The 25171-nt window shown below is 66.8% G+C and carries 17 protein-coding genes and 1 pseudogene; 13 read left to right on the forward strand and 5 right to left on the reverse strand.

Annotated features, from left to right (window positions below; all coding sequences use genetic code 11):
• The gene (locus ABZX85_RS44480; RefSeq protein WP_355883031.1) at positions 1-231 is read left to right on the forward strand and encodes a tautomerase family protein; all 231 of its coding nucleotides are present in this window, start codon (positions 1-3) and stop codon (positions 229-231) included.
• Entirely contained in the window at positions 228-1271 is a 1044-nt protein-coding gene (locus ABZX85_RS44485) for an LLM class flavin-dependent oxidoreductase (protein ID WP_355883033.1), read from the forward strand. Before ABZX85_RS44480 ends, ABZX85_RS44485 begins: the two co-directional genes overlap by 4 nt.
• Before the next feature lie 66 nt (positions 1272-1337).
• Here ABZX85_RS44485 and ABZX85_RS44490 read toward each other — a convergent pair.
• A pseudogene (locus ABZX85_RS44490) lies at positions 1338-1565 on the reverse strand (IS5/IS1182 family transposase); the annotation flags it as partial.
• Positions 1566-2261: 696 nt separating this feature from the next.
• On the opposite strand from ABZX85_RS44490, the gene ABZX85_RS44495 reads away from it, so the two are divergent.
• From ABZX85_RS44495 to ABZX85_RS44505, 3 genes are all read left to right on the forward strand, one after another.
• On the forward strand, positions 2262-3131 hold the full coding sequence (locus tag ABZX85_RS44495) for a helix-turn-helix domain-containing protein (protein ID WP_355883036.1): 870 nt from the start codon (positions 2262-2264) through the stop codon (positions 3129-3131).
• Positions 3132-3345: 214 nt separating this feature from the next.
• Positions 3346-4194, forward strand: a complete 849-nt coding sequence (locus ABZX85_RS44500; RefSeq protein WP_355883039.1) for a helix-turn-helix transcriptional regulator — start codon at positions 3346-3348, stop codon at positions 4192-4194.
• Between the two features lie 820 nt (positions 4195-5014).
• Positions 5015-8377 carry a discoidin domain-containing protein gene (locus tag ABZX85_RS44505; protein WP_355883042.1) on the forward strand — a complete coding sequence of 1121 codons (3363 nt, stop codon included), beginning with the start codon at positions 5015-5017 and terminating at the stop codon, positions 8375-8377.
• Between the two features lie 262 nt (positions 8378-8639).
• Here ABZX85_RS44505 and ABZX85_RS44510 read toward each other — a convergent pair whose 3' ends face one another.
• Entirely contained in the window at positions 8640-9251 is a 612-nt protein-coding gene (locus ABZX85_RS44510) for a TetR family transcriptional regulator (RefSeq protein ID WP_355883045.1), read from the reverse strand.
• A gap of 91 nt (positions 9252-9342) precedes the next feature.
• On the opposite strand from ABZX85_RS44510, the gene ABZX85_RS44515 reads away from it, so the two are divergent.
• The 4 genes from ABZX85_RS44515 to ABZX85_RS44530 all read left to right on the forward strand — a co-directional run bounded on the left by ABZX85_RS44515 (position 9343) and on the right by ABZX85_RS44530 (position 14429).
• Positions 9343-10326, forward strand: a complete 984-nt coding sequence (locus ABZX85_RS44515) for an aldo/keto reductase (RefSeq protein WP_355883048.1) — start codon at positions 9343-9345, stop codon at positions 10324-10326.
• A 435-nt stretch (positions 10327-10761) separates the two neighbouring features.
• Entirely contained in the window at positions 10762-11487 is a 726-nt protein-coding gene (locus tag ABZX85_RS44520) for a GntR family transcriptional regulator (RefSeq protein WP_355883051.1), read from the forward strand.
• A gap of 120 nt (positions 11488-11607) precedes the next feature.
• A complete protein-coding gene (locus ABZX85_RS44525) occupies positions 11608-13032 on the forward strand; it encodes a cation:dicarboxylase symporter family transporter (RefSeq protein WP_355883054.1) in 1425 nt (474 codons plus the stop codon).
• An 8-nt stretch (positions 13033-13040) separates the two neighbouring features.
• Positions 13041-14429 carry an adenylosuccinate lyase family protein gene (locus tag ABZX85_RS44530; RefSeq protein WP_355883057.1) on the forward strand — a complete coding sequence of 463 codons (1389 nt, stop codon included), beginning with the start codon at positions 13041-13043 and terminating at the stop codon, positions 14427-14429.
• 542 nt (positions 14430-14971) lie between these two features.
• On the opposite strand, the gene ABZX85_RS44535 is transcribed toward ABZX85_RS44530, so the two are convergent.
• Positions 14972-16291 carry a hypothetical protein gene (locus ABZX85_RS44535; RefSeq protein ID WP_355883060.1) on the reverse strand — a complete coding sequence of 440 codons (1320 nt, stop codon included), beginning with the start codon at positions 16289-16291 and terminating at the stop codon, positions 14972-14974.
• 79 nt (positions 16292-16370) lie between these two features.
• On the opposite strand from ABZX85_RS44535, the gene ABZX85_RS44540 reads away from it, so the two are divergent.
• Positions 16371-16979: a TetR/AcrR family transcriptional regulator gene (locus ABZX85_RS44540; RefSeq protein WP_355883062.1), complete on the forward strand. Its 609-nt coding sequence runs from the start codon at positions 16371-16373 to the stop codon at positions 16977-16979.
• Between the two features lie 305 nt (positions 16980-17284).
• Here the strand turns inward: ABZX85_RS44540 and ABZX85_RS44545 are convergent, their stop codons facing one another.
• A complete protein-coding gene (locus ABZX85_RS44545; protein ID WP_355883065.1) occupies positions 17285-18670 on the reverse strand; it encodes an aldehyde dehydrogenase family protein in 1386 nt (461 codons plus the stop codon).
• Positions 18671-19090: 420 nt separating this feature from the next.
• Here ABZX85_RS44545 and ABZX85_RS44550 point away from each other — a divergent pair, with 420 nt between their 5' ends.
• From ABZX85_RS44550 to ABZX85_RS44560, 3 genes are all read left to right on the forward strand, one after another.
• Positions 19091-20698, forward strand: coding sequence for a GMC family oxidoreductase N-terminal domain-containing protein (locus tag ABZX85_RS44550; protein WP_355883068.1), 1608 nt, complete (start codon positions 19091-19093; stop codon positions 20696-20698).
• Positions 20699-20950: 252 nt separating this feature from the next.
• Entirely contained in the window at positions 20951-22681 is a 1731-nt protein-coding gene (locus tag ABZX85_RS44555) for an amidohydrolase family protein (RefSeq protein WP_355883071.1), read from the forward strand.
• 501 nt (positions 22682-23182) lie between these two features.
• A complete protein-coding gene (locus tag ABZX85_RS44560; RefSeq protein WP_355883074.1) occupies positions 23183-24049 on the forward strand; it encodes an isocitrate lyase/PEP mutase family protein in 867 nt (288 codons plus the stop codon).
• 156 nt (positions 24050-24205) lie between these two features.
• Here the strand turns inward: ABZX85_RS44560 and ABZX85_RS44565 are convergent, their stop codons facing one another.
• On the reverse strand, positions 24206-25033 hold the full coding sequence (locus tag ABZX85_RS44565) for a hypothetical protein (protein ID WP_355883077.1): 828 nt from the start codon (positions 25031-25033) through the stop codon (positions 24206-24208).
• Positions 25034-25171 lie beyond the last annotated feature (138 nt).

A 25171-nucleotide genomic window follows, 5' to 3' on the forward strand; every position in this document is an offset into this window, starting at 1 on the left:
ATGCCACAGGTCGCCATCACCCTCACCGAGGGCCGCACCCCGGCACAGATCCGGGAGTTGATGCACGAGGTGCACAACGCGGTCCTGCGCACCGTGAACACCCGGCCCGAGTACATCCGTGTCGTCGTCCACGAGGTCCCCCGCACGCACTGGGCCACCGGTGACGTCACCCTCACCGAGATGGACGCCGCCGGCACCTCGGTCCCCACAGCACACAAGGAGCGGTCATGAGGTTTTCGTTGTTCGTGCACATGGAGCGCTGGGACGAGGAGGTCAGCCACCGGCAGCTCTTCGAGAACCTCTCCGAACTGGCCCTGATGGCCGAGGCGGGTGGCTTCGGCACGGTGTGGATCGGCGAGCACCACGGGATGGAGTACACGATCTCCCCCAGCCCGATGCCGCTCCTCGCCCACCTCGCCGCGAAGACCTCCACCATCCGCCTCGGTGCCGGCACCATCATCGCCCCGTTCTGGAACCCGATCCGGGTCGCCGGCGAATGCGCGCTCCTCGACGTCATCAGCAACGGCCGGATGGAGGTCGGACTCGCCCGCGGCGCCTACCAGTTCGAGTTCGACCGCCTCGCGGACGGACTGCCCGCCGCCGACGGCGGCAAGCACCTGCGCGAACTCGTACCCGCCGTCCGAGCACTCTGGCAGGGCGACTACGCCCACGAGGGCGAGATCTGGCAGTTCCCGACCTCGACCAGTGTGCCCAAGCCGGTGCAGCAGCCCACCCCGCCCATGTGGATCGCCGCGCGCGACCCCGCCTCCCACGACTTCGCCGTAGCGCAGGGCTGCAACGTCATGGTCACCCCGCTGATGAAGGGAGACGAGGAAGTCACCGACCTCAAGCGCAAGTTCGACACCGCCGTGGCCAACCACCCGGAGGTGCCGCGTCCCGAGCTGATGGTGCTGCGGCACACCCACATCCACTCCCCCGACGAGCCCGATGGCTGGCGCCCAGCCGCGGAAGCCATCAACCGTTTCTACCGCACCTTCGACACCTGGTTCGGCAACAAGACCACCCCGCAGAACGGGTTCCTGCCGCCCAGCCCGGAGTCGAAGTTCGAAGACCGACCCGAGTTCCAACCGGAGTCACTGCACAAGACCGCGATGATCGGCACCCCGGCAGAGGTCATCGAGCGGCTGCGCTCCTACCAGGAACTCGGAATCGACGAATACAGCTTCTGGATCGACAACAGCCTGCCGCACGAGGAGAAGCGCAAGTCCCTGGAGCTGTTCATCAAGGAGGTCGTTCCGGCCTTCCAGTGAGTTCTCGGCCGGACCGCAGATGTTGCGGACGAACAGGTCGATGCCTTCTTGGTCTTGCCCTGCCCGTGGCGGGATGCCGCGGACCCGCGGGATGAGGGCCTGACTGTCGTGGAGGTTTGCAGCAGATTGCCTACTGACAAGGGCAGGCTCCCGCGGTTCGGATCAAGTGGATTCTCGATCCCTTCTTGCTGCGGTCGATCGGATTCGGTCCCGCCAGCCGCCCCCTTCGAGGGCGCGGACGCTGACGGAGTCGATCGCTTACCGTGACCAGTCCACGTCACCGCGGGAACCGACTCCACGAAACGGGGTGCAGCTCAGGGCCCCTGTGTCAAACACCGCGAACATCGTTCTCGTCCGTCGTCTTACAAATCCGCATGGCGCCAGCGGTCGCCGCGGAGATCGTGACGCCAGACCTCGTCTGGGACATCACGCCGGTTTCCCCAGCCCCCGATCAGTACTACGCGGACGGCGATCGGCACGAGACCAAGAGCAGGAACCGAACAGGTGTTCGGTACATTCACATTTGGACCATCCGCGACGCCAAGATCGCGTGGCTTATGCAGGCTGCGGACAGCCACGTCCTGCAACAGGCGCGGAGTAGCTGAGTCCTCTCATTACTGGCCTCCCACGCCACACACGCGCAGGCACTACCTGCCCAGCCGGCGGTCATGAGGAAGACGGGCTTCGTCATGACCGCCGCCTGGAGCTTGCTGTTTTTCTGGCTGCCGGGATCGCAGTCGGCCGACCCACGAGAAAGCACTCGGCCGTGCGCGGTGACCCGGAAGGATCCTTTCGAGATCGTCACAGCCGCCCGGGTGTGCCTCGGCTCTCTCAACCGGGATCCCGACTGTGGGGCCGGCTTCTCCGCGTGCGCTTGCGGTCACGGAGCCGAATCCCGCCGACCGATCGATCGCTTTAGTGATTCCGCAGCCGGACGTCCAGGGATAATCTTTGCCCTTCACATACCTGAACATCTGCGACTCTGGAATTATGAGTCGTGACCTGCACCTGAACGAGCTGGGTGAGTTCCTCAAAGCACGGCGCGCCGGCGTCAGCCCGGCCGACGTAGGCCTGCCCACCACTGGCGAACAGCCGCGGCGGGTGACCGGCCTGCGACGTGAGGAGGTCGCACTGCTGGCCTCCATCAGCACCGAGTACTACACGCGGATCGAGCAGGGTCGCATGCAGGCGTCCACTCCCGTGCTGGCCGTTCTTGCCCGTGTACTCCGACTCAGCGCGGACCAACGCACTTATCTCTTCGAGCTCGCTGGCAAGAGTGAACAGCCGCCTCACAGCACGCGAGAGAAGGTGGACCCGCAATTGCAGTTCCTTCTCAACGACCTCGCCACCAGCCCCGCGTTCGTCATAGGCCGCCATTCCGATGTCCTGGCCTGGAACCAGCTGGCTGCGGCCCTGTTCACTGACTTCGGAAGCATTGCGGAGGACCGCCGGATCTACGTCCGGATGCTGTTCACCGATCCTGCTCTTCGGGCCCGGTACATGGACTGGGAGGAAGTCGCCCTCTTGGCCATCGCCCAGCTCCGCATGGCGAGCGCCCGCTATCCGGGGGACCCGAAGTTCCGTGCCCTCGTCGAGGAGCTCTCGGCCGTGGACGAGGAGTTTCGGAAGCTGTGGACCGAGCATCATGTCGACACCAGGATCTTGGGAACGAAGAGGCTGCGTCATCCGGTCGTCGGAGAACTCACTCTCGGCTGGAACAGGCTCAGCTGCGGCACCAATCCCGACCAGCAGATCATCGCCTGGACCGCCCCGCCTGGGTCACCTTCCCACGACGCCCTGCGGCTGCTCGCCTCCTGGGCTGCCGACCAAAGCATCAGGGCTTCCAGCAGCGTCCCCTGATCATTCGATCACGCCAATTGACCGGGCTGTGGGTTGCGCTTGGCACAGGCTTTTCACAACCGCATGCCGCACTCTCGTTGTTTGGCGGAGTCGTCCTATCTGGTCTGTCCAACAGGAGGCAGTCTGACCGCGGACGCTCCCCATCCTGGGAGCCGCGTTCCTGGTAGAGATCTCTCCCCCTCCGCAGAACCGGACCGAGGTGCAGACTGGCACGATGACCAGCAACATCCACCTCAGGGAGCTGGGCGAATTCCTCAAGGCCCGTCGCGGCGAGCTCAGCCCTCGTTGCGTCGGCCTGCCCGGCTCCAGTCGGCGCCGTGTTCCGGGGTTGCGCCGGGACGAAGTCGCCCAGCAAGCCTGCATCAGCCCCGGCTATTACGCCCGCCTCGAACAAGGGCGCGCACGGCCCTCAGCACCGGTCCTGCATGCCCTCGTACGTGTCCTGCACCTCACTGACGCTCAGCGGGACCGCGTCTTCGAGCTGGCTGACAAGGAGCCCGCGCGCCCACGTCGCAGCAGAGCGCAGACGGTCCGGCCGGTGCTACAGCGCCTGCTCGACGGCCTGACCTCCACACCAGCTGTCGTGCTGGGGCGCCGTCTAGACGTCCTCGCCTGGAACGATTTGGGCGCCGCTCTGGTCACCGACTTCTCCCAGATCCCCGAGAAGCACCGCAACTACGTGCGCATCCTGTTCACCGACCCCGCCATGCGCACCCTGCACGCCGACTGGGACAGCGTGGCCCGACTCTGCGTGGCCAAGCTGCGCGTTGAAGCTGACAGGTGCCCGCAAGATGCGCAGCTGGCCACGCTGGTCGGGGAACTTTCTGTGCGGGACGACGACTTTCGTACCTGGTGGAGTAGCCACAAGGCCACCGCCGCAACCCGGGGCACCAATGCCCTCCACCACCCCATCGCTGGCAACCTCATCCTCGATTGGTACACCCTTACTGCGGGTGCAGGCTCCGACCAGCACCTCACCGTATGGACCGCCGAATCCAGCTCTCCGAGCCACGACGGGCTACGTCTGCTGGCCTCCTGGGCCGCCACCAACGCATCCACCTAATCTGCCGTCCGACATACAGCAAGAAGCCGGATGCCGGCGGCTGCGAAAGGCCCTTCCTGCACGCTGACGCGGAGCAGTCATCGCTGAGCACCCGCCGTGTCGCGAGACCTGCACTTGCGGAGGCGCCCACCCTGCTATGTGTCCCAGACATGGACGCGGCCGACGTGGTCGCCGAGCGCCTCGTCGTCCCGCCGAGTCGGTGGTCCGCACTTCGGTAGATCTCACCGACATCCAGGCCGCCACATTGCCAATGAACGGCCTGGACCACTCCTTCACCTCGCTCGGCTGAAACCGCTCGCGCGACACATCCAGCAGCAAGTGTGCTGCTGCGATAAAGATGCGCCGCATGCGCGATGCCTCACTGGAGCCGGTGGAGGCAGAAAATGAGGCTCAGGGGGCTCGGCGGACATACCTGTGCCTTCGCATCATGAACGGATCAGCCATGCACACGAGCACGGCAGGAAACAAGTGTCGCCGTCGGGACGTCGGCCGAGCACGCGCGTTGTGCGACCGCCATGCGAAGTCTTACACCAGCGGCAGCGTCCGTAACAGGGAAGGATTTCTACCCCCCACACACGGCGGCCAAGCAGGGCTGTCAGCGAGGCCTTGAATCGGGGGCGACTTGAGAGCCTGCACCCGCAGGGACTACTTCCACTCTTGATGCACACGGGTTGACATTCCGCTCGACGAGGATCGAGTATCCCGTCTGCAAACGAGTCATTGAATCGATTCAGTCAATTGTGATTGCTCGGCGTCGGGCCAACGCCAAGCACTGTCCGTCCACCTGTTGCCTCTGAATCACTGAAGCGAGGAGTCTGCGATGCAGCACATCTCCCGCCGGTCCGCCCTGCGCTCTGCGATAGGCGTGGCCTTGGCACCGGCCCTGGGCTCTCTGGTCCTGCCGGGGCTCGCGCCCGCGGCGTCGGCCGCGGTGTCCTGGACCGCGAAGTGGGTCTGGGCGCCGTCCAGTTCGGCGAACCAGTGGGTGGCGTTCCGCAGATCGTTCACCTTGGGGTCAGCGCCGTCGAAGGCGGTCACACAGATCGCCGCGGACTCGAAGTACTGGCTGTGGGTCAACGGCACGCTGGTGGTCTTCGAGGGCGGCCTCAAGCGCGGTCCCAACCGCACGGACACCTACTACGACGAGATCGACCTCGCCCCGCACCTGAAGAGCGGGAGCAACACGGTCGCGCTACTCGTGTGGCACTTCGGCAAGCAGGGCTTCTCGCACAACAACAGCGGCAAGGGCGGGCTGCTGTTCCAGTCGGACATCCAGGCCGGCTCAACCACCACCCGGCTTGCCAGCGACACGAGTTGGAAGCACACCGTCCACCCGGGCTACTCCAACAACACCAGCGGCACACAGGTCAACTTCCGGCTGCCGGAGTCGAACGTCTACTACGACGCCCGCAATGCCACCGCAATGGCCGGCTGGGAGTCCGCCGGTTTCGACGACAGCGGCTGGGATGCGCCGACCGACTTCGGTGCCGCAGGCTCGGCGCCCTGGAACGCCCTGGTGCAGCGGCCGATCCCGCAGTTCCGGTACTCCGGGCTGAGGTCCTACGCCAACGGGGCCTCGCTGCCGTCCACGGGCCAGGGCGCCACCGCGATCTCCGCCACCTTGCCGTCCAACATCCAGGTGACCCCGTATCTGAAGGTGGACGGCCCGGCCGGTGCGGTGATCGGCATCCAGACCGATCACTACGACGACGGCGCGGGCCTGACCGGGATCGAGCCCGGGACGCAGTACAACATGCGTGCCACCTACGTCTGCAAGGGAGGCGTGCAGGAGTTCGAGGCGCTGGCCTGGATGAGCGGCACCGCCGTGCGCTACACGATCCCCGCGGGCGTGACCATCCTCGATCTGAAGTACCGGGAAAGCGGCTACGACACCGACTTCGCGGGCTCCTTCAGCAGCAGCGACGCCTTCTTCGACACCCTGTGGGGCAAGGCCGCGCGCACCATGTACGTCAACATGCGCGACAACTACATGGACTGCCCCACCCGCGAACGCTCTCAATGGTGGGGCGATGTGGTCAACCAGCTCAAGGAGGGTTTCTACACCTTCGACAGCCGCTCCCACGCCCTCGGCGCGAAGGCCATCTCTCAGCTCGCCTCTTGGCAGAAGTCCAGCGGCGCGCTCTACTCCCCGGTCCCCTCGACGATCTGGACGGCCGAGTTGCCCGTCCAGATGCTCGCCTCGGTGTGGTCCTTCGGCACGTACCACCTCTACACGGGCAACACCGACGCGGTCACCAGCGCCTATCCGGCGGTGAAGAGATACCTGAACCTGTGGAGCCTGGATGCTGACGGTCTGGTCAACCACCGTGCCGGTGACTGGGACTGGGAGGACTGGGGCAGCAACATCGACGCCCGCGTGCTGGACAACTGCTGGTACTACCTGGCCTTGGACACCGCCGCCAAGCTGGCCGACCTCTCCGGCAACAGCGGCGATGTGGCCGGCTGGAAGACCAGGCGCGACAGCATCAGGGCCAACTTCGACCGCGTGCTGTGGAACTCCACGAACAACGAGTACCGCTCCCCCGGTTACACCCGCGACACCGACGACCGCGCCAACGCCCTCGCCGTCGTCGCCGGGCTGGCCCCCGCATCCCGCTTCCGGGCGGTGACGGAGGTGTTGCGCACCCACCTCAACGCCAGCCCCTACATGGAGTTCTACGTCCTCGAAGCGCTCTACCTCATGGGCGCGGCCACCGTCGCCGAGGAGCGGATGCGCAACCGCTTCGCCGCCCAGGTCGCCGACCCCGACTGCTACACGCTGTGGGAGCTGTGGACCAAGGCCGACGGCACCGACAACCACGCCTGGAACGGCGGCCCCCTGTACGCCCTGTCCGCCTACGCCGCCGGAGTCCGCCCCACCCAGCCGGGCTGGACGGCGTACGAGGTCATCCCGCAGACGGGCACCCTCACGAAGATCAACACGGTCACGCCCACCGTCAAGGGCGACATCCGCTTCGGCATCGTGCGCGACGGCACTCAAGTGACTCTGACGCTCACCTCACCGAGCGGGGGGACCGCTCGGGTGGGCGTACCCACCTACGGCGGCTCCCAGCCGGTCATCAGGGCGAACGGCACCACCGTCTTCACCGGCGGCTCCGCCACCGGCAGCGTCAGCGGTCTGAGCCATGCGGGCAAGGACGCCTCGTATGTGTACTTCACCGTCCAGCCTGGCGCATGGACGTTTACGGCAACCGGCGTCGGCCGCCTGGACAATCTCGCCCTGGGGCGGCCGGTCACCAGCAACAACAGCCTGGAGAACGGCGACTGGGGCAGGAACCGGCTCACCGACGGCAAGCTCACCAGCGTGACCGGCGCCAAGGGCTACACCAGCAACGACTTCCCCTCCGCGGACGTCAGCGCGAACCCCGTCTGGGTGGAGATCGACCTGGGGGCCGACACCGACCTTGACGCCATACGCCTCTTCCCCCGCACCGACACCCCGGCGGCCGGCGGCGGAACCGCGGGCTTCCCGGTCGACTTCACGATCCAGACCCGCCCCGACGGATCCAGCACCTACACCACCGTCCGCACCATCACCGGCCAGGCGAACCCCGACGGGCTCGTCCAGACGTACGGCTTCAAGACCACCACCGCCCGCTACGTCCGCCTCCATGCCACACGGCTCGGCAGCCCCGCCTCCGACGAGACCACGAAGTACCGCCTCCAACTCGCCGAACTCACCATCCCCACCGCCGCGACCACCGTCACCAGCAACTACACCCTGGAGAATAGCGACTGGGGCAAGAGCCGGGTCCTGGACGGCACTCTCACCAGCGCGACCGGCACCAAGGGCTTCACCAGCATCGACTTTCCCTCCGCAGACGTCAGCGCCACCCCGGTCTGGATCGAGATCGACCTCGGCGCGGACCAGGTGATGCGGTCGGTCACCCTCCACCCCCGCACCGACACGAGCGCCGCAGGCGGAGGCACGGCGGGCTTCCCCGTCGACTTCACCTTCCAGACCCGCACCGACGGTGGCACCACCTACACCACCGCCCGCACCATCACCGGTGAACCCAACCCAGGCGGCGCCGCCCACACCTATACCCTCGCTTCCGCGACCGGTCGCTACCTCCGCCTGAGGACAACCAGACTCGGCAAGCCGGCCACCGACGAGACCGCTAAGCACCGCCTACAGTTGGCCGAGATCCGCGTCCAGTAGCGCCCGCATGTGCCGGTTTCGGCAACGGCAGCAATTGGCCCGGGCCTTCCAGAAAGCGGAGGCCCGGAGTCATTGAACGTCCCAGGCTCTTGAAGGCCCTGTGGGTCTCATCGCCCTGCAGGGCGACTCTCAGAAAACCAAGGTTTGTTGAAGGGGCGCAGCCCCCAAGGCGAGCCGACTCCGCAGTCCAGTACTCGAGGGAATCGGCCAGCGCGGTGCCGTCCTGTGTTCGGTGCCGCGTGAGCCCTGCTTCGCCACACTGTCAGCGCCTCTCGCCGGCCTGGGCTCGGGCTGTGGGAAACAGGCGCTGAACGGCTGCCACGACGGCAGCACGGCGGGCGGCCATGTAATCGGCCCGCTCATGGAGGGGGACGCCCGCGGTGAGGTCTGGTTGGTTGGCCCAGGATGTGGCGATCTGGTTGACGAGGATGAGGACATCCAGCGGGTCCCAGCTGGGCTCGAGATGCCCTGCCTCCTGTGACGAGCGCAGTTGCTCGGTCTTGTGGGTCATGGTCTGACGGACGGGGTCGTCCTCCGGCGCGTCGTCAGGGCCGAGTTCCAGCTGGCCCCAGATCATCAGTCGATGCCGCTCGGGGTGGGCGGTGAAGTAGTCGTGGATACGGCCTGCATAGCCGGGCAGGTCGGCGGGGTCCATGCGAGTGGCCTCGGCGATGGCGGCGAGCTCGCGGCCGGAGACGAAGCGGTACAGCTCCTCCTTGCTCCGGAAGTAGGCGTAGACGCGCTCCTTACTGGTCCGGGCGGCCTTGGCTATGCGATCGATGCGCGCGCCGGCGATTCCGTGCCGGGAGAACTCGGCCGTGGCCGCAGTGACGATGCGGTCACGGGTGGAGTCGGCGCCGGTCTGGGAAGTCATGTCACGAGCATACCAAACCGTTCAGTTTGACTGACGGCACGAGGTGGCATACGGTCAGACCAGACAGTTTGGTTTGCCTCTGGGAGGAAACATGCAGCGCAGGACACTGGGGAGCCAGGGCCTGGTCGTCTCCGCGATCGGCTACGGCTCGATGGGTCTGACGATGGCGTACGGCCCCACAGACGAACAGGCCGGTGTCGAGGCCGTCCGTCGAGCGCACGAGCTCGGGGTCACCTTCTTCGACACCGCCGAGCTCTACGGCGGAGGCACCGGCTCCAACGAGATCCTTCTCGGCAAGGCGCTCAAGGACGTCCGCGACGAGGTGGTACTGGCCACCAAGTTCGGCTTCGACCTGGCCGCCGACCCGAACGGCAGCGTCCTCAACAGCCGTCCCGACCACATCCGCAAGGTTGCCGACAACAGCCTGCGTTACCTCGGCACCGACCACATCGACGTGCTCTACCAGCACCGCGTCGACCCGAACGTGCCGATCGAGGAAGTCGCCGGAGCCGTCAAGGAACTGATCGATGCCGGCAAGGTGAAGTACTTCGGCCTGAGCGAGGCCGGACCGAAGACCATCCGCCGCGCGCACGCCGTGCAGCCGGTCTCCGTCCTCCAGACCGAGTACAGCCTCTTCGAACGCACCGTCGAGGAGCTCTTCCCGGTTCTTCAGGAACTCGGGATCGGCTTCGTCGCCTACTCGCCGCTCGGCCGCGGCTTCATCACCGGCAACGCCAAGCCCGCCAGCGAGTACGACCCGTCCGACTACCGCAACTACGACCCGCGCTGGCAGCCCGGCAACTTCGAGAAGAACGTCGAAGCCGTCGAGCGGCTCGGAGAACTCGCCAAAGCCAAGGGTGCCACCGTCTCGCAGCTCGCCCTGGCATGGCTGCTCGCCCAGGGCGAGCACATCGTGCCCATCCCCGGCACCCGCAGCGCCGCGCGGATCGAGGAGAACGCCGGCGCCGCCGACCTCAACCTCACCGAGGCCGATCTCGCCGCCATCCAGGAGATCCTCCCGCGCGGCGGCTTCGGCGCCCGCTACGCCGCGATGGCCATGCCCACCTGGATCTGACCGGCGGACGGGGGCGCGACAGCCAAGGGGCCACGCAGACCCCTGCCGGGCCTCGGAGTCATCCCTGATCGCGGGGGCAGGCGGCCGTGCCGCCTGCCCCTTCGTGCAGTGGAGCCACTTACGGCTACGCCGCGATGGCCGGGCATACCGTAAGTGCGGCCCGCAGAACCGCCCTCGACCGCATCCAGCTCGTTGGCACCTGCCTGGTCAGGTCGGACGCGGTCGCGATCATCATCGTCACGATCCCCTTCCCCCACGGGCCTTCACGGCAGCGGGCAGAATGGCGTCGTCCGAACCGAGCTCGAGGAAGCGAGGGCATCTGCTGCCTTCCCCTGCGGCGAAGGCAGTCGCACCGGGCAGCGGGGGCGATCAGGCTGATCCGGCGCTGCTCTAGGATGTCACTGTCGGTGCCCTGAGCAGGCAAGGAGTTTCCCCGTGGCTAAGCCGCGATACGTGGCGATCGCCGACGACCTCATGGGGAGAGTCGCCGCGGGGCAATGGACCGTCGGCGAGCTGTTGCCTACCGAGACCGAGTTGGCTCTGGAGTACGGCGTCTCGCGGGAGACGCTGCGGCGGGCGTTGCAGCGCCTGGAGCTGGGCGGACTGATCTCACGGCACAAGGCCGTCGGCACGCGCCTGGAACGTGTGACGCCTTTCGCTCAGTTCACGACGAAACTGGGCAGCATCGAGGAACTGGCCCAGTACGGCGAAGCCGCTGTGCGGCACGTTCTCTCGGTGGAGCCGGTGACGGTGGACGCCGCTCTGTCTGCCATCACCGGGCTGGCGGAGGGCTCCCGGCAGGTGTGCGTGACCGCAACCCGGCGAGACCCGGCGCGCCCCGAGGGAGCCGCCTCCTGGGCAAGGGTGTATCTGCGCCCTGACGACGCCGCGGCCATCGCCGCCGATCTGGGCAAGAACACGCGGTTGATTGCGGATTTGATCGAAGCCCGTACGGGCCGTGCCGTAGAGCGTGTTGTCCAGCAGGTGCGGGCCGTGAGCGTGCCGCCGGAAGCGGCGGCACACCTCGGGGTGAAGCCCGGGGGCCCGGGGCTGGAGTTCGTCCGCCGATACTACGACACCGCCGGAGTCCTCTTCGAGGTCGCCGTCAGCACGCACGCGGGCAACCACTTCGTCCACGAGACGATCCTCAGCCGCAAGTAACCCTGTTACGCCCCGTTGCCTTACGGGCCTGCCGGCTGCTTGCCGTGTGAACACCTCTTGACATCCGCGCATCCTCGACATCATTGTCTAGACACACGTCTAGACAAGGGTGTGAGACGCATGAAGTCAGGCGAGCAGCTACGGGACACCGCGCCCCCATCCGCGCCGCGCAAGCGCTGGTACCGGGGGCTTGGGGCGCAGGTGGTCATAGCCATGGCGCTCGGAATCGCGGTCGGCTTCGCCTTCCCCGGCTTCGCGGCCGACCTGAAGATCCTCGGGGACCTGTTCCTGGCGCTGGTCAAAGCCGGAGTCGCGCCGCTGGTCTTCTTCACCATCGTCATGGGCATCGCCTCCGCAGGCGATCTGAAGAAGGCCAGCCGTGTCGGATTCCTGGCGCTTGTCTACTTCGAGGTCGTCTCCACCGCCGCGCTGGTCCTCGGCCTTGTGGCCGCGAACCTGTTCGACGTGGGCAAGGGCGCCGACCTTGACGCAGCCGCCGGTTCGGAGCAGGCGCCGAAGGCCGAGGATGGTGCGCACGGGTTCACCGCATTCCTCAAGGGCATCGTCCCCGACAACTTCGTCGGCGCCTTCTCCTCCGGTCAACTGCTCCAGGTCGTGGTGCTGTCCGTTCTCTTCGGCGTCGGTCTGCTGGCTCTCAAGCCGCACATGCAGGACAAGATCAACGCTGGCCTGGAAGTTGTCTCCGAGGCGTTCTTCGGCTTGGTCAACGTCGTCATGAAGCTCGCCCCCATCGGCACCTTCGGCGCCATCGCCTACTCGGTGGGCACCAGCGGCAGCGAGATGCTCCTGGCCCTGGCGGAACTCGTCCTGCAGTACTGGCTGGTCATCGGCGTCTTCGTCTTCGGCATCCTGGGGCTCGTCTGCCTGCTCGCCGGCTTCAACGTCCTGCGCATTCTGCAGTACGTCCGCATGGAGATGACCCTCGTCCTGGGCACCGCCTCCTCCGAAGCGGCCCTGCCCGGATTGCTGAAGAAACTCCCCCGCATCGGCTGCTCGAAGCAGACCGTCGGCCTGGTCGTGCCCACCGGCTACGCCTTCAACCTCGACGGCACCTCCATCTACCTGTCCATCTGCACCCTGTTCGTCGCCAACGTCTACGGAATCCCGATGGGCATTCCCGAGCAGCTCGGCCTCCTGCTGATCATGCTGCTCACCTCCAAGGGCGCGGCCACCGTCTCCGGCGGCACCTTTGTCGTCTTCGCCTCCACCGTCTCGGCGACCGGGAACCTGCCTGTCGAGGGTGTGGCCGTCCTCTTCGGCGTCTACCGCTTCATGTCCATGGCCACCGCCTTCTGCAACACCTTCGGCAACGTCGTCGCCACGTTCGTCGTGGCCAAGTGGTGCAAGGAAATGGACGTCGACAAGGTGAAAAGCGCCCTGGCCGATCCCAACGCCTTCCTGGCCAAGTCCGAGGCCGAGGAACTGGCGGAGTCGGAGAAGATGCCGCACCGCAACGCGCCGGAAGACACCCCCGCACCCACAGAAGCCGCCCGGCCCACCCCCTCCTCCACATTCGCAAAGTGAGACAGAGCATGCCCAGTACCGTCTTCGACTCCCTGCTGTTCCGCGACATGTTCGGCACCCCGGCCATGCGCGAGATCTTCAGCGACACCGCCTACGTACAGCGCATCATCGACACCGAGACCGCACTCGCCCGCGCGCAGGCCAAGGTCGGCATCATCCCCGCTGAGGCCGCGGACGAGATAACCGCGCGGGCCGGCTTCGACGGCCTGGACCTGGAGCGGCTGCGAGCCGAAACGGAAATCGTCGGATACCCGGTGCTGCCGATTATCAAGCAGCTCTCCGACCAGTGCGGCGGCTCCGGTGGCTTCCTCCACTGGGGCGCCACCACCCAGGACATCATGGACACCGCTGTGATGCTCCAGTGCAAGCAGGGCGTGGCCCTCCTGCAAGACCAACTCGACCACGTACGACGCATTCTCCAGCGGCTCGCTCAGGAGCACGTCGACACCATCACCGTCGGCCGCACCCATCTCCAGCACGCCCTCCCCGTCACCTTCGGCTACCGGTGCGCCGTCTGGCTCTCTGCCCTGGACCGACACGCCGAGCGTCTGGAACAGGCGCGCGAGCGCGCTCTGATGGTCCAGTTCGGCGGTGCCGCCGGAACGCTGGCCTCCCTCGGCGAAAGCCCTGACGGCCTTGAGGCCCGTGCGGCCCTAGCGGCCGAACTTGGACTGCGCGACCCCTTGATCACCTGGCATGTCGCACGTGACGGACTCGTGGAACTGGTCTCTCTGTTCGCCGCGATAGGCGGTTCCCTCGGCAAGATTGCCTGGGATGTGATGATGATGTGCTCCTCCGAGTTCGGTGAGCTCGCCGAACCCTTCGTCCCCGGACGCGGCGCCAGCTCGACCATGCCGCAGAAACGCAATCCCATCTCCAGTGAGCTGATGTTCGCCGCCGCCAAGCTGCTGCGCGAGAAGTCCTCGTCCCTGCTCGACGCGATGATGCAGGACTTCGAACGCGCCACCGGCCCCTGGCACCTGGAGTGGGCCGCCGTGCCTGAGGCCTTCCTGCTGCTGTCCAGCTCACTCCACCAGGCGGAGTTCATGCTCTCCGGCCTGGAGGTGAACGTGGACAGGATGCGTCAGAACACGTATCTCACCGGCGGACTCATCGTCGCCGAAGCCGTGATGATGGACATCGCACCCGTTCTGGGCAGGCAGCGGGCCCACGAAGTCGTCTACGAAGCCTGCCGCACCGCCATCGAGACCGGCACGACCCTGGAAGCCGAGCTCCTCGACCGCGCTGACCTGGTGAGTCGGCTCGGAGCTGAGCGCATCAGCCAGCTCTGCGACCCTGCCCGCTACCTCGGCAGCGCCGCCGCCATGACCCGAATGGTGATCGCTGCGGGGGCCGGGCAGCCCGTCAGCAGCACCGAGCGCTTGTGCGACGAGTAGCGATAGCCCTGCAGCGCGGGAAACATACTGGTCAGCCGGCTGCGAAGCCGGCTGACCAGCTGTACTTGGTCGGTCCGGCAGATCGTCCAATGCAGGGTCGGGAGCCAGCTGAACAGGCATGTCGATATAGGCAAGGTCCCGCCTGGCGGGCCGTCTCGGTGATGCCGCAGGCATGCGGGGTGACCGCCTGTGCCAGCGGCTGTTCGTCGACCCCGAGGTACTCAGGGGACATCGAGCCAAAGGGCCAGACGGTGAACGGCTCGTGGGGCACTGGAGGAACAGGCGCGCCGACGGTCAGTGCACAATCCACTGCGCTGTCATCGGCCGACTGTCCCCCAGTCTCCCTATCCGTTTCGCCCCCGCAGGAGCGGAGACTTCTCCTGGCGACGCCACCGCGGTGGGACACACGATGCAGACGCGACCGCACGCTCACCGCCGGCGCCGACCCTGTCCACCGCGAAACCTACCCCGCCAGGGTTGTAGGCAGGCGAGGGTGGCCAGGACCCGGTAGTGGTGGGCGAGTTGTACATGGGGCCGCCGACTCAGGACAAGAAGCTGCTCTGCCCTTCGGGCGGTGTCGTGCGGTCCGGGTCGAAGGCGAAGGACGGAGGCTGGGTGACTGATTCGGGAATGTGGGGTTTCTCGCCAGGGCCGTAGTGGCGGCCGTCCATCGGCCAGTCGAAGCCCTCCAAGTCGTCCGTGTCCTTGCCGAGGATGCGGCCGCTGCGCTCGTACTCGGCGAGGACGTCGGCCAGCCCGTAGCGCTGGACAGGACAGGTCTTCATGCAGATCGAGCAGCCGGAACTCTGCACCATCAGCGGCAGGCACCGCTTGGTGTTCAACTTGGCCTTGGTGACCCCGCGGGATTCTTTGCGCCGGTTCGGGATCGCCCCGACCGGGCAGCGCCGGACACAGATCTGGCATCGGTCGCAGACGCCTTCGAGGCCGTAGTCCACTGGTTCATCGACGTCCAGAGGTGCGTCGGTGGTCAGGATGTTGATACGGCATCGTGAACCGGCGTACGGGGTCAGGAGCTGACCGTTGAGACCCAACTGTCCCAGCCCCGCGGCGACCGCGTAGGGAATGACCATCGACTCACTCAAGTAGGTCTCCGGACGGGCTCGGTATCCCTGAGCACGGAGCCACTCGGCAAGGGAGACCAGCCGGTCCTCCAGTTCGCCATAGGTGGACAGGGCGGCCTCCTCCGAACGGTGACTGGGGATGCGCTGGGTGGCGTCGAAATTCTGCTCCTGGATGCAGATGACGACGCGATCGCCCACGGCATTGCCCACATACTCGGCGAAGGTGTACTTGGGGTCGTGCACGGCGACTCCGCACGCACTGATGCCCAGTTCAGCCGCCTTCTTCTTCAACTGGGCGGTGAGCTTCGTGGGTGCGACCAAGACCGGCGGCCGGGTCGGCTCGATGTCTTGGCGCTCCTTGAGGTTTTCAGTCGGTGTCTCCACCCGCGCCAGGGTGGTCACATGGGGCGCCATGATCGTGGCCTTCGGCATCAACGTCCGCAGTGTGTCGGCGTGGAGCCGGAAGAAATCGTGCAGCGGCGCCTGCTCGAAGGCGAGCTGCTGTGCCTTGGGATCGAGCCGGATACCGGGAACGGTGCGCAGTTCCTCCGGCGGCGCCGGGACCGGCTCGGTCCAGGCCCGGGCGGGAGAGCGCAGCCGGCGTATGGCCCGCGTAGGCAGGTACGGCCTCCGGCTCAGCAACCCACCCCAGCGGGGGTTCATGGCTATCGCGAACAACTGCGGTGCCAGGCGTTCCGCGATGCGGTGGCCGAGCCGCTGCAGACGCCGCTGACGCGGGCTGCGCCGGTAGGGCGAAGCCGAAGTGATCTTGTCCGCCATCTCGTCGCTCCTCGTTCGACATCTTTGTCACTCAACTATGCCACCAGTGACACTCATGAGTGTCAAGTAAGGTCTCCATATGACAGGACTGGCGGAAATGAAGCGGTCGGCGACAGTGGAGCACATCACCCAGGCTGCTCTACGGGGGCTCACGGAGCACGGCCTCGACGTCACCGTCGATGAGATCGCCACGATCGCCGGGGTGAGCAGGCGTACGGTGTTCCGGCACTTCACCACTCGTGACGAGCTGGTGGTCGCGGCGATCCGTGCCACCAGGCCCCTGTTCGACGAGAGCCTGCCGCTGCGTGACGGCGCCGATTGGCGGGAATGGCTGTCCGAGCTGTACCTGGCCGTGCACCGCGCCAACGTCAGGTTCGGGCGCCTGGTCTGGGAGCTGCTGGCCCGGCCGAATCTGTCCGAGCCTCTCGCGACGGTCGCCGCCGAGATCACCCGCTACCGGGCGGCTCGCAACGAAGCCATCGTGCGGGACCTCTGGCAGGCGCTCGGACGTGACGACGCCGTGCCTCCCGTGCTTCGGGCCGGAGTGATCGCGCATTTCAGCCCGCACTTCACCATCGCGGTCCACCGGGACGCCGGCGGTGATGCCGCGATGGCGGCATCACTCGCCACAGCCTCCGTCCTGGCCCTGGTCGACAGCCTGGAGCCGGACGAGAGCCGATCGGGCTGACCCTCGCTCTGCGTTTCCGACGCCCAACGTGACCGCGAGTTGATGTCGGCGCATGCGGGCCTTGCCAGGAGATATGCGAGGACCGAGCTGCTACCTCGCTGCGAGACAGTCGCCCGTCGTTTCACACGTCGCCTGCGGGACGCCAGGCCTGGGCTCATCCAGCAGCTTTTAGGTACTGGATGAGCCCAGCCTTGCCGCAATGCCCGAACACCCCGACAAGGGTGAACGGGAGGTCGCGGTGGTCCCGCACAGCTAACCCGTGCGGCCCAACCCTCTCGGTCACCCGGGTCGTTCCGGACAGTAGGTCAGGTGATGGCGTAAACCTTGTGGTTGGCGAAGGCGTCCATGGCGGTGGGCCCGAGTTCCCGACCGAAACCGGATGCCTTGGTACCCCCGAAGGGGACCTCGACGGGGCCGCCGAGCCAGGCGTTGATGGCCACCGAACCGGTGTCGATGCGCTCGGCGACCGCAATCGCGTCGTCGACGGCACCGAAAACCGACCCCCCGAGTCCGTACACGGAGTCGTTGGCGAGGGCGATCGCAGCGTCGGTGTCGGGCACCCGGTAGATCACACCGAGCGGTCCGAAGGCCTCCTCGTGGTAGACACGCATTTCGGGGGTGACGTCCGTAATCACCGCGGGCTTGAAGAACGCACCGGGGCCATCCATACGACCACCGGGCACCAGCACGGTCGCACCCTTGGCGACCGCGTCGTCGTAGAGGCCTTGCAGGTCGTCGGCACCCTTCTCGGTCGACATCGGGCCTACCGTGGTCTTCGGATCGAAGGGGTCACCGACCGTCTGGCCGGCGAAGCCGGCGGTGAAGCCGGCGATGAACTCGTCCGCGACCGCCTCGGTGACGATGATGCGCTTCGGCGAGGTGCAGGCCTGGCCGCCGATGACAAGACGGCATGCGACTGCGGTGCCGACGGCCGCCTGGACGTTGGCCGAATCGAGGACGATGAATGCGTCCGACCCTCCGAGTTCGAGCACCGCGGGCTTGACCGCTCGGCCGGCTTGCGCTCCGACGATCTCACCGGCCTTGTTGGAGCCGGTCAGGGTGACGCCCCGGACGCGGGGGTCCGCTATGAACGTGGAGATCTGGTCGAACGACAGCAGTGCCGTCCGGTACACGTCCTCAGGGAAGCCGGCGTCCGCGAACAGCTCATCAAAGAGAAGGGTCGTGGCAGGGGTGACACTGGAGGGCTTGAGAATCACGGTGTTGCCGAGCATGAGGTTCGGCACCGCGGCGCGCATCGCCTGCATCAGTGGCGCGTTCCACGGTTCGATTCCCAGGACTACGCCGGTCGGCTCAGGCCGCACATACGCCCGGCCGAAGTTCGGTACGTCCAGTTGCCGGCCCGCGAGCAGTTCCTTGGCGTTCTCCGCGTAGTACCGGAACACCGACGGAACGGCCGAAGCCTCACCGAGTCCGTGTGACAGCGGGCGCCCCATCTCCAGGGTCGACTCCCTCGCGAACGCCTCAGCGCGCTCCTCGGCGAGTTGCCCGGCCTTGAGGAACAGCTCCACACGCTGCTCCAGCGGGGTCTGCTTCCAGGAGCGGAACGCCCGGTCGGCACGGGCCAGCAGGTCGAGTGCCTCCTCATCCGTGAGCACGGGGTGCTCGTTGAGGGTTTCGCCGGTGGCAGGGTTGACCGTGCGAATAATCTCGCGGGATTGCGTGGTTGCCAAGGTCAGACTCCTTCGTCCGCATCCTCGTCCGGATCGACGAGCGATATTTTCCATCGAGTGTAGTATTGCCGCACGGACAAGGCCAGGGAGTGGACGGCCCGCACGCCGCTTGCGCATGACCCATGGGAGTCCAGGCCGACCAGTGGCGGCCCCGGCGGGAGGCGAACTCCGGGCGATACACGGGCCCTCACCACCGCCCAGCCCGCGACTCACCTGCACTGATCGAAGCGGCACCATCGCCGCCGGTTCCCGGTTGCGACCCCGCTCGCTACCGTCCCGTTGCACCCGCACACCTCACCGATCGGGTCGGCCGACCAGTCCGATACGGGGGCTTCACGCGACCCCTTCCTTTTTATTAAACCAAGTGTAATATTTTTTCGCCTTCTCACAAAGGACCCTGCGACGAAGGAGGGCACACCCATGTCCGAGCGCGAATACGACTACGTAATCGTGGGTGCTGGAGCGGCTGGCAGTGTCATGGCCGAGCGGCTGACCGCCGGCGGCCGGCACAGCGTGCTTGTGTTGGAGGCGGGCGGGCGCAACCTCCGCCTGCTCACGCAGGTGCCGAAGTCGTTCTTCTTCACGGCGTACACGCCCGGCATCGCCAAGCACTTCACCAAGTCGTTCCCAACCGAGGAACTGCAACCCGGCATCCGCGAGCACTGGACACGCGGCCGGATGACCGGCGGTTCCACCGAGGTCAACGGGATGGTGTGGAACCGAGGATGGAAGGAGGACTACGACGCGATCGAGGCGGCCGGCAATCCGGGCTGGAACTGGGAGGCGTTCGTCGACGCGTTCAAGCGGCTCGAGGACCATGAGCTGGGCGCAAACGAGTTGCGTGGCACCGGTGGGCCGATTCGCATCTCCCGGGCCCGTCCCGACGATCCGACGGCGGAGCTGTTCTTCCAGGCTGCGGGCTCACTGGGCATCCCGACCGTAGACGATCCAAATGGCAGCGACGACGAGCGCGTGGGCTACACCGCCTCGAACATCCGCAACGGGTTCAGGGTCGGCGCCGACCGCGCCTTTCTGCGTCCCGCGCGGCGCCGCTCGAACCTCACCATCGTCACCCATGCCGAAGTGGACAAGGTGATTCTCGAGGGGCGCCGGGCGGTGGGCGTGAGCGCCCGTACCAAGAGTGGCACAACCGAGTTCCGGGCCCGCCGCGAAGTGCTGCTGGCCGCGGGCGCTCTTGACAGCCCACTCGTCCTGGAGCGCTCCGGCATCGGCGACCCCAAGATACTCGCCAGCGCCGGCGTGCCAGTGCGGGTGGAGAGTCCGAAGGTCGGCCAGAACATGAGCGAGCACCGGGGCATGAACATCGTCTACGACATCGCGGACACGCCGAGCTTCAACGGCCAGGTCAACACCCGGTTCAAGCAGTTCCGCGCCGGCGTCAAGTACCTGTTCACGCGCCGGGGCGTGATCTCGTTCGGGGGCTACAACGCGCTGGGCTACTTCAAGAGCACTCCTGACCAGCCCCGGCCGGACATCTTCGCGATGTTCGTGGCGATGAACCTGCACCCCCAGAAGACGTTCTTCCCGAACGACGACCCCGGCCTGATGCTGCTGATGATGCCCGTGCGTCCGAGCAGCCGCGGCTCCATCCACATCACCTCCCCCGACCCGGCCGCGACCCCCGAGCTGATCACCGGGTTCCTGAGCACCGAGGAGGACCGCGCCACGCTCGCCCACGGTGTCCGCCGGGCCAGGGAGGTCCTGACCGCAGCCCCGCTCGGCAAGCACCTGATCCGGGAGACCTTTCCAGGTGAGCATGCGCAGGACGACGAGACGCTGGTCAACCTCACGCATCAGGGCGGTGCGACCGGATACCACTCCCTGGGCACCTGCGCGATGGGGCCGGGGGATGACGACGTTGTCGACGCCGACCTGCGCGTGCGCGGCGTCGAGGGCCTGCGTGTGATCGACGCGTCGGTGTTCCCGCACCTCACCGCAGGCAACAACAACGCCCCGACCATGGCAGCGGCGCTGATCATCGCCGACCGCATCCTCGCCGGGAGGTAGCCGGACCGCTTGCCGTGCATGGCCGCGCCACGGCTGGACCCGGCGAAGCGGTCCGCGACACACGAGCCCTGCGTGCCGACTGAAGGTGTGCCCTCGTCGTATAGGCCGGTCAACTCGGCGCAGGGACGCAGCTGGACAGCACTACGACGCTGCTGCAGGGGGCGCTGTCGACGTGTCTGGGGCATGTCATGCACGAAGTTCCCTTGACCCAACCCCTTGTGAGGTGACGAGGGCGGTGATTTATTACACCCTATGGAATATCAGGTAGTCATTCGTGGCGGCACGATCGTGGACGGCCTGGGCGGAGACCCGTACGTCGGCGATGTCGCCGTATCCAATGGACTGATCGCAGCGGTGGGCGAGGTCAAAGGCGCGGGGGCGCGGGAGATCGACGCCACCGGTCTGCTGGTGACCCCCGGCTTCATCGACTTGCACACGCACTACGACGGGCAGGCGATATGGTCCGAGCGCCTGAACCCCTCATCCGGGCACGGCGTTACCACCGCCGTCATGGGCAACTGCGGAGTGGGCTTCGCGCCCTGCCGCCCGGAGGACCACGACGTGCTCGTGGACGTGATGGCCGGCGTCGAGGACATCCCAGGCGTAGTCATGGTCGAGGGGCTGCCCTGGGACTGGGAGACGTTCCCGCAGTACCTCGACGCGGTGGACTCCCGGCGTCGGGACATCGACGTCGCGCCGCTGCTGCCGCACTCCCCGCTGCGGGTGTACGTGATGGGGCAGCGAGGCGCCGACCGGGAGCCCGCCACGCCCGAGGACCTGGCCAGGATGCGGGATCTGGCCCGCGAGGCCGTCGAGGTCGGGGCGCTGGGCTTCGCCTCGTCGCACACCGGATTCCACCGAACCGAAAGCGGAGCCCAGATCCCCAGCTATCAGGCCGGGCGTGAAGAACTCCAGGCCATCGGCGCGGGGGTCGCCGACGCCGGCGGCGGACTGATGCAGATCTCCGCGCCGGACGCCCTCGAAGGCGACTACGAAGCCGCGATGCGTCCGGTGTTCGAGGCCGCTGCCGCGACCGGGCTGAACGTGACCTACACCCTGCCCATCGACAATGGCGGCCGTACCGACTGGGCCGGTGTGCTCTCGCTGGGCGAGGAGTACCAGGCTAAGGGGGTGTCCATCTCGGCCCAGTTGTTCCCGCGGCCGATCGGGATGATCCTCGGGCTGGCGTTGTCGGCGAATCCGTTCGTGACGTACCCGAGTTACCGGAAGATCGCGGACCTTCCGCTGGACGAGCGGGTCGCCGAGATGCGCAAGCCCGAGGTCCGCGCCCGGATCCTGGCCGAAGGGCCCACCGACGGGCATCCGCTGCTGTACCTGCTGAACTGGGAATGGATGTTCGCCTTCGACGAGGAGACGCCAAATTACGAGCCGGATCGCTCGCGGAGCATCCTGGCTCTCGCGGAGGCCCACGGGGTCAGCCCGGCGGAAGAGGCCTACGACCGTCTGCTCGCACAGGACGGGCACGCGATGCTGTTCTCGGCGCTGGGCAATTTCCTGAACAACTCCCTCGACACCGTCGGTGAGTTGCTGCACCGGGACGACGTGGTACTGGGTCTGGGAGACGGCGGTGCGCACTACGGCATGATCTGCGACGCCAGCTTCCCGACGTTCGTGCTGACGCACTGGACACGAGACCGGGCCTCGGGTCGGTACACCATACCGACCGCTGTCCGTGAACTGACCTCGGTGCCCGCGAGCGTCGCAGGCCTGGAGGACCGGGGCCGGATCGCGGTGGGCTACAAGGCGGATCTCAACGTCATCGACTACGACGGCCTCCGGCTCCACCAGCCTGAGGTCCTGCACGATCTGCCCGCTGGCGGGATGCGGCTGGACCAACGAGCCGACGGTTACGTCGCCACCATCGTCTCCGGCGAGGTGATTGCCGAACATGGCGAGCCCACCAGCGCGCGTCCCGGCAAGCTGATCCGTGGCCGCCGGAACGCTCCTGTGCCAGCCGGATGAACGCGGTTGGTGGTGTGCTGATCCACCGTCGTTCCCCTCGATCGGCGGGCACACCACTCCCCTGATCACACAATTGTCGTGCAGCCTCGGTGCCATCCGAGGTACCGAAGCCCTTCGGCCGACGAAACGCCGGCCGAGCGCGATCGACCTCGGGCTGCGGCACCCCTGTGGACCACGAGGGAACCGGCCATGGCATCGGCCGCTGATCGCACATCATGCCGGGCCTTGGCGGGCTCAGGCGTCCAGCGTTAACTCGTGGTGGGCGTCATCTCAGGCACTTGCTGGCATCACGGCACCGCCGATCTGCCCGTCGCCCCGGTCCGCTCGGTCGGCCCTTGGGCACCGATTTCGAACTCAACGTCTGCCCTCAGGCCCGAATGGCCGTAAGTGCTCGTCGTCGGCCAGCGCACCGGGACCAGGCCTGATCAGCATGGCGGCCTATGCCCTTACTCGAGGGCGTAGGCCGCCTGACCGGCTGCTTGTCCCAACATGGAGGAACTTATGAGCAACTCGAACTCGAAGACGCTTCGTGCACTCCTGGACGGTGACACGGCCGTCCTGGCAGCCGGTGTCCACGACGCCTTCTCGGCCAAGCTGGCCGAATCGATCGGCTTCGAGGCCTTGTTCATGAGCGGTTACGCGGTGAGCGCGGTCGTCAACGCGAAGCCCGACTGGAGCTTCAGCAGCATGACCGACTTCCTCGGCGTCGCGCGCAACGTCGTAAATGCCGTGGACATCCCCCTGATCTGCGATGTCGACCAGGGCTTCGGCCCTGTCACCAATCTGATCCACACCATTCAATCCTTTCAGCGCGCGGGTGTGGCCGGGGTCGTCGTCGAGGATCAGGTCTTCCCCAAACAGTCCTGCTATGAGGATGGACGTGAGCTCTACCCGGTTCAGCAGGCTGCCGCCAGGGTCCGGGCCGCCTGTGAGGCGAAGGAGGACCCGGATTTCATCCTGGTTGCTCGCTCCGAGGCCAGCCGTATGGAGGGGCCGGGGGCGACCATGCGCCGCTTCGAGGCATATCTGGCGGCCGGTGCCGATTACGTGATCCCCGTCGACTGCGAGATCGAAGACCTCTCGCGCTACTGCAAGGAACTGCCCGGCAGGGTGTTCGCCTTCGGCGGCGCCCACTCCGAGAGCCTGGATCTGGACGAGGTCGGCGTCAAGGCAATCCTGCACAGCGCCGACACCCTCCTCGCAGCCCACCAGGCGATGGAGACGCTGTACCGAGAGCTTCTCGACAAGCGGAAACTCTCCCCCGAGTTCTATCTCGCCCACCCCAGCAAGTACCCGGACGAACTCGACGCGGTCCTCGACCAGCCCTACTGGGAGGCGGTTCGCAACCGGTACGAAGAGGGGCGGTGATCCCAGCGCGCTTCCCTGCAGCGCTGGGGCCTACGCGCGGCAAATGCCGAATAGACGCGGGTGCGTCCCGTAACGGAACACTGCGTGCCGGGGAGCCTCCCGAGCCGGGAAGTGGTGCCAGCAAGTGCCCAAGAAACAGGGCAAGTTGGCGCGACTTCAAGTTTCACGACTCTTCCAGCTGCAGACCTTTCGGTACGTTTCGTCCGGACCGAGCACATTCCACTTGGTCCGTGTCAGATCGCCGTGGGCACGGGCGCAGACCTGGGTGACGGCCTTGTCGGTTGCGATCGTGTAGTGCTGGAGCGGGACATGGGGGCTGCCTGCGTACAGCGTTCCGCTGTCGCGGCTGAAGGCGAGCGTCTGGATGCCTTCCCCGGGGATGGTGATCGGGCCGCCGAGTGGCTGCTGGGTGGCGATGTCCCAGAGCTGGAGCGTGCCGGTGTCCCCGCCGACGGCCAGCGTGCTGTTGTTGGGGCTGATGGCGAGTGCGCTGACCGCTTCCGGGTGGTCGTCGCCGAGCGGGGAGGGGAATACGTTCCGCAGGACACCCGTGCGGTGGCGCACTGTGCCGTCCCACAGGGCGACACGACCGGTTCGGTCGCCCACTGCCAGGCGGGAGCCGTCGCTGCTGAAGGCGAGCGCGCCGACCTGTTCGTTCTGGAGGCCCTGCCCGGTGACTGTCCCGGAGGGAAGGCGGGCGATGCGGTTGTCTCCGATGAGGAGGCGGCCGTCTGGACGGGCAGCCAAGTGGATGCTGGTGAGGCCGGCTAGGACGGTTGTCCTGCGGCCCGCGGTGGTGTCCCATGCTTCGTCGACCACCGTGCCGATGGCCGGTGGTCGACCGACGTACAAGGTGCGCCCGCCGGGGCCGGCGGCAAGGGAGACCACGGCTCCGGTGGAGTGTGGCCCGGCCGGCGGCTGCACACGATCGAGGGGCAGCCCGGGAAAGGGAACATGGACCGGAGTCCAGCCCAGTACACTCACCCAAGCCCCCCTGACCAGGGAAAACAGCGAAGTGCTGCTGGAGTACTAATGACCATTGGGCGGTTACCGGCAGCGGCTGCGCTGGAAAGGCGGCTCGGCCGTTTTAAGGGGCGCTGGAGCATCTTGATGGCACGTCGC

This window comes from Streptomyces sp. NPDC004539, assembly GCF_040610055.1.
Taxonomy (GTDB): Bacteria; Actinomycetota; Actinomycetes; order Streptomycetales; family Streptomycetaceae; genus Streptomyces.

Coding starts and splice junctions, on each gene's coding strand:
- ABZX85_RS44525 (WP_355883054.1), top strand. CDS start 11,608: ATGAAGTCAGGCGAGCAGCTACGGGACACCGCGCCCCCATCCGCGCCG.
- ABZX85_RS44555 (WP_355883071.1), top strand. CDS start 20,951: ATGGAATATCAGGTAGTCATTCGTGGCGGCACGATCGTGGACGGCCTG.
- ABZX85_RS44530 (WP_355883057.1), top strand. CDS start 13,041: ATGCCCAGTACCGTCTTCGACTCCCTGCTGTTCCGCGACATGTTCGGC.
- ABZX85_RS44540 (WP_355883062.1), top strand. CDS start 16,371: ATGACAGGACTGGCGGAAATGAAGCGGTCGGCGACAGTGGAGCACATC.
- ABZX85_RS44515 (WP_355883048.1), top strand. CDS start 9,343: ATGCAGCGCAGGACACTGGGGAGCCAGGGCCTGGTCGTCTCCGCGATC.
- ABZX85_RS44505 (WP_355883042.1), top strand. CDS start 5,015: ATGCAGCACATCTCCCGCCGGTCCGCCCTGCGCTCTGCGATAGGCGTG.
- ABZX85_RS44480 (WP_355883031.1), top strand. CDS start 1: ATGCCACAGGTCGCCATCACCCTCACCGAGGGCCGCACCCCGGCACAG.
- ABZX85_RS44535 (WP_355883060.1), bottom strand. CDS start 16,291: ATGGCGGACAAGATCACTTCGGCTTCGCCCTACCGGCGCAGCCCGCGT.
- ABZX85_RS44500 (WP_355883039.1), top strand. CDS start 3,346: ATGACCAGCAACATCCACCTCAGGGAGCTGGGCGAATTCCTCAAGGCC.
- ABZX85_RS44560 (WP_355883074.1), top strand. CDS start 23,183: ATGAGCAACTCGAACTCGAAGACGCTTCGTGCACTCCTGGACGGTGAC.
- ABZX85_RS44550 (WP_355883068.1), top strand. CDS start 19,091: ATGTCCGAGCGCGAATACGACTACGTAATCGTGGGTGCTGGAGCGGCT.
- ABZX85_RS44485 (WP_355883033.1), top strand. CDS start 228: ATGAGGTTTTCGTTGTTCGTGCACATGGAGCGCTGGGACGAGGAGGTC.
- ABZX85_RS44510 (WP_355883045.1), bottom strand. CDS start 9,251: ATGACTTCCCAGACCGGCGCCGACTCCACCCGTGACCGCATCGTCACT.
- ABZX85_RS44495 (WP_355883036.1), top strand. CDS start 2,262: ATGAGTCGTGACCTGCACCTGAACGAGCTGGGTGAGTTCCTCAAAGCA.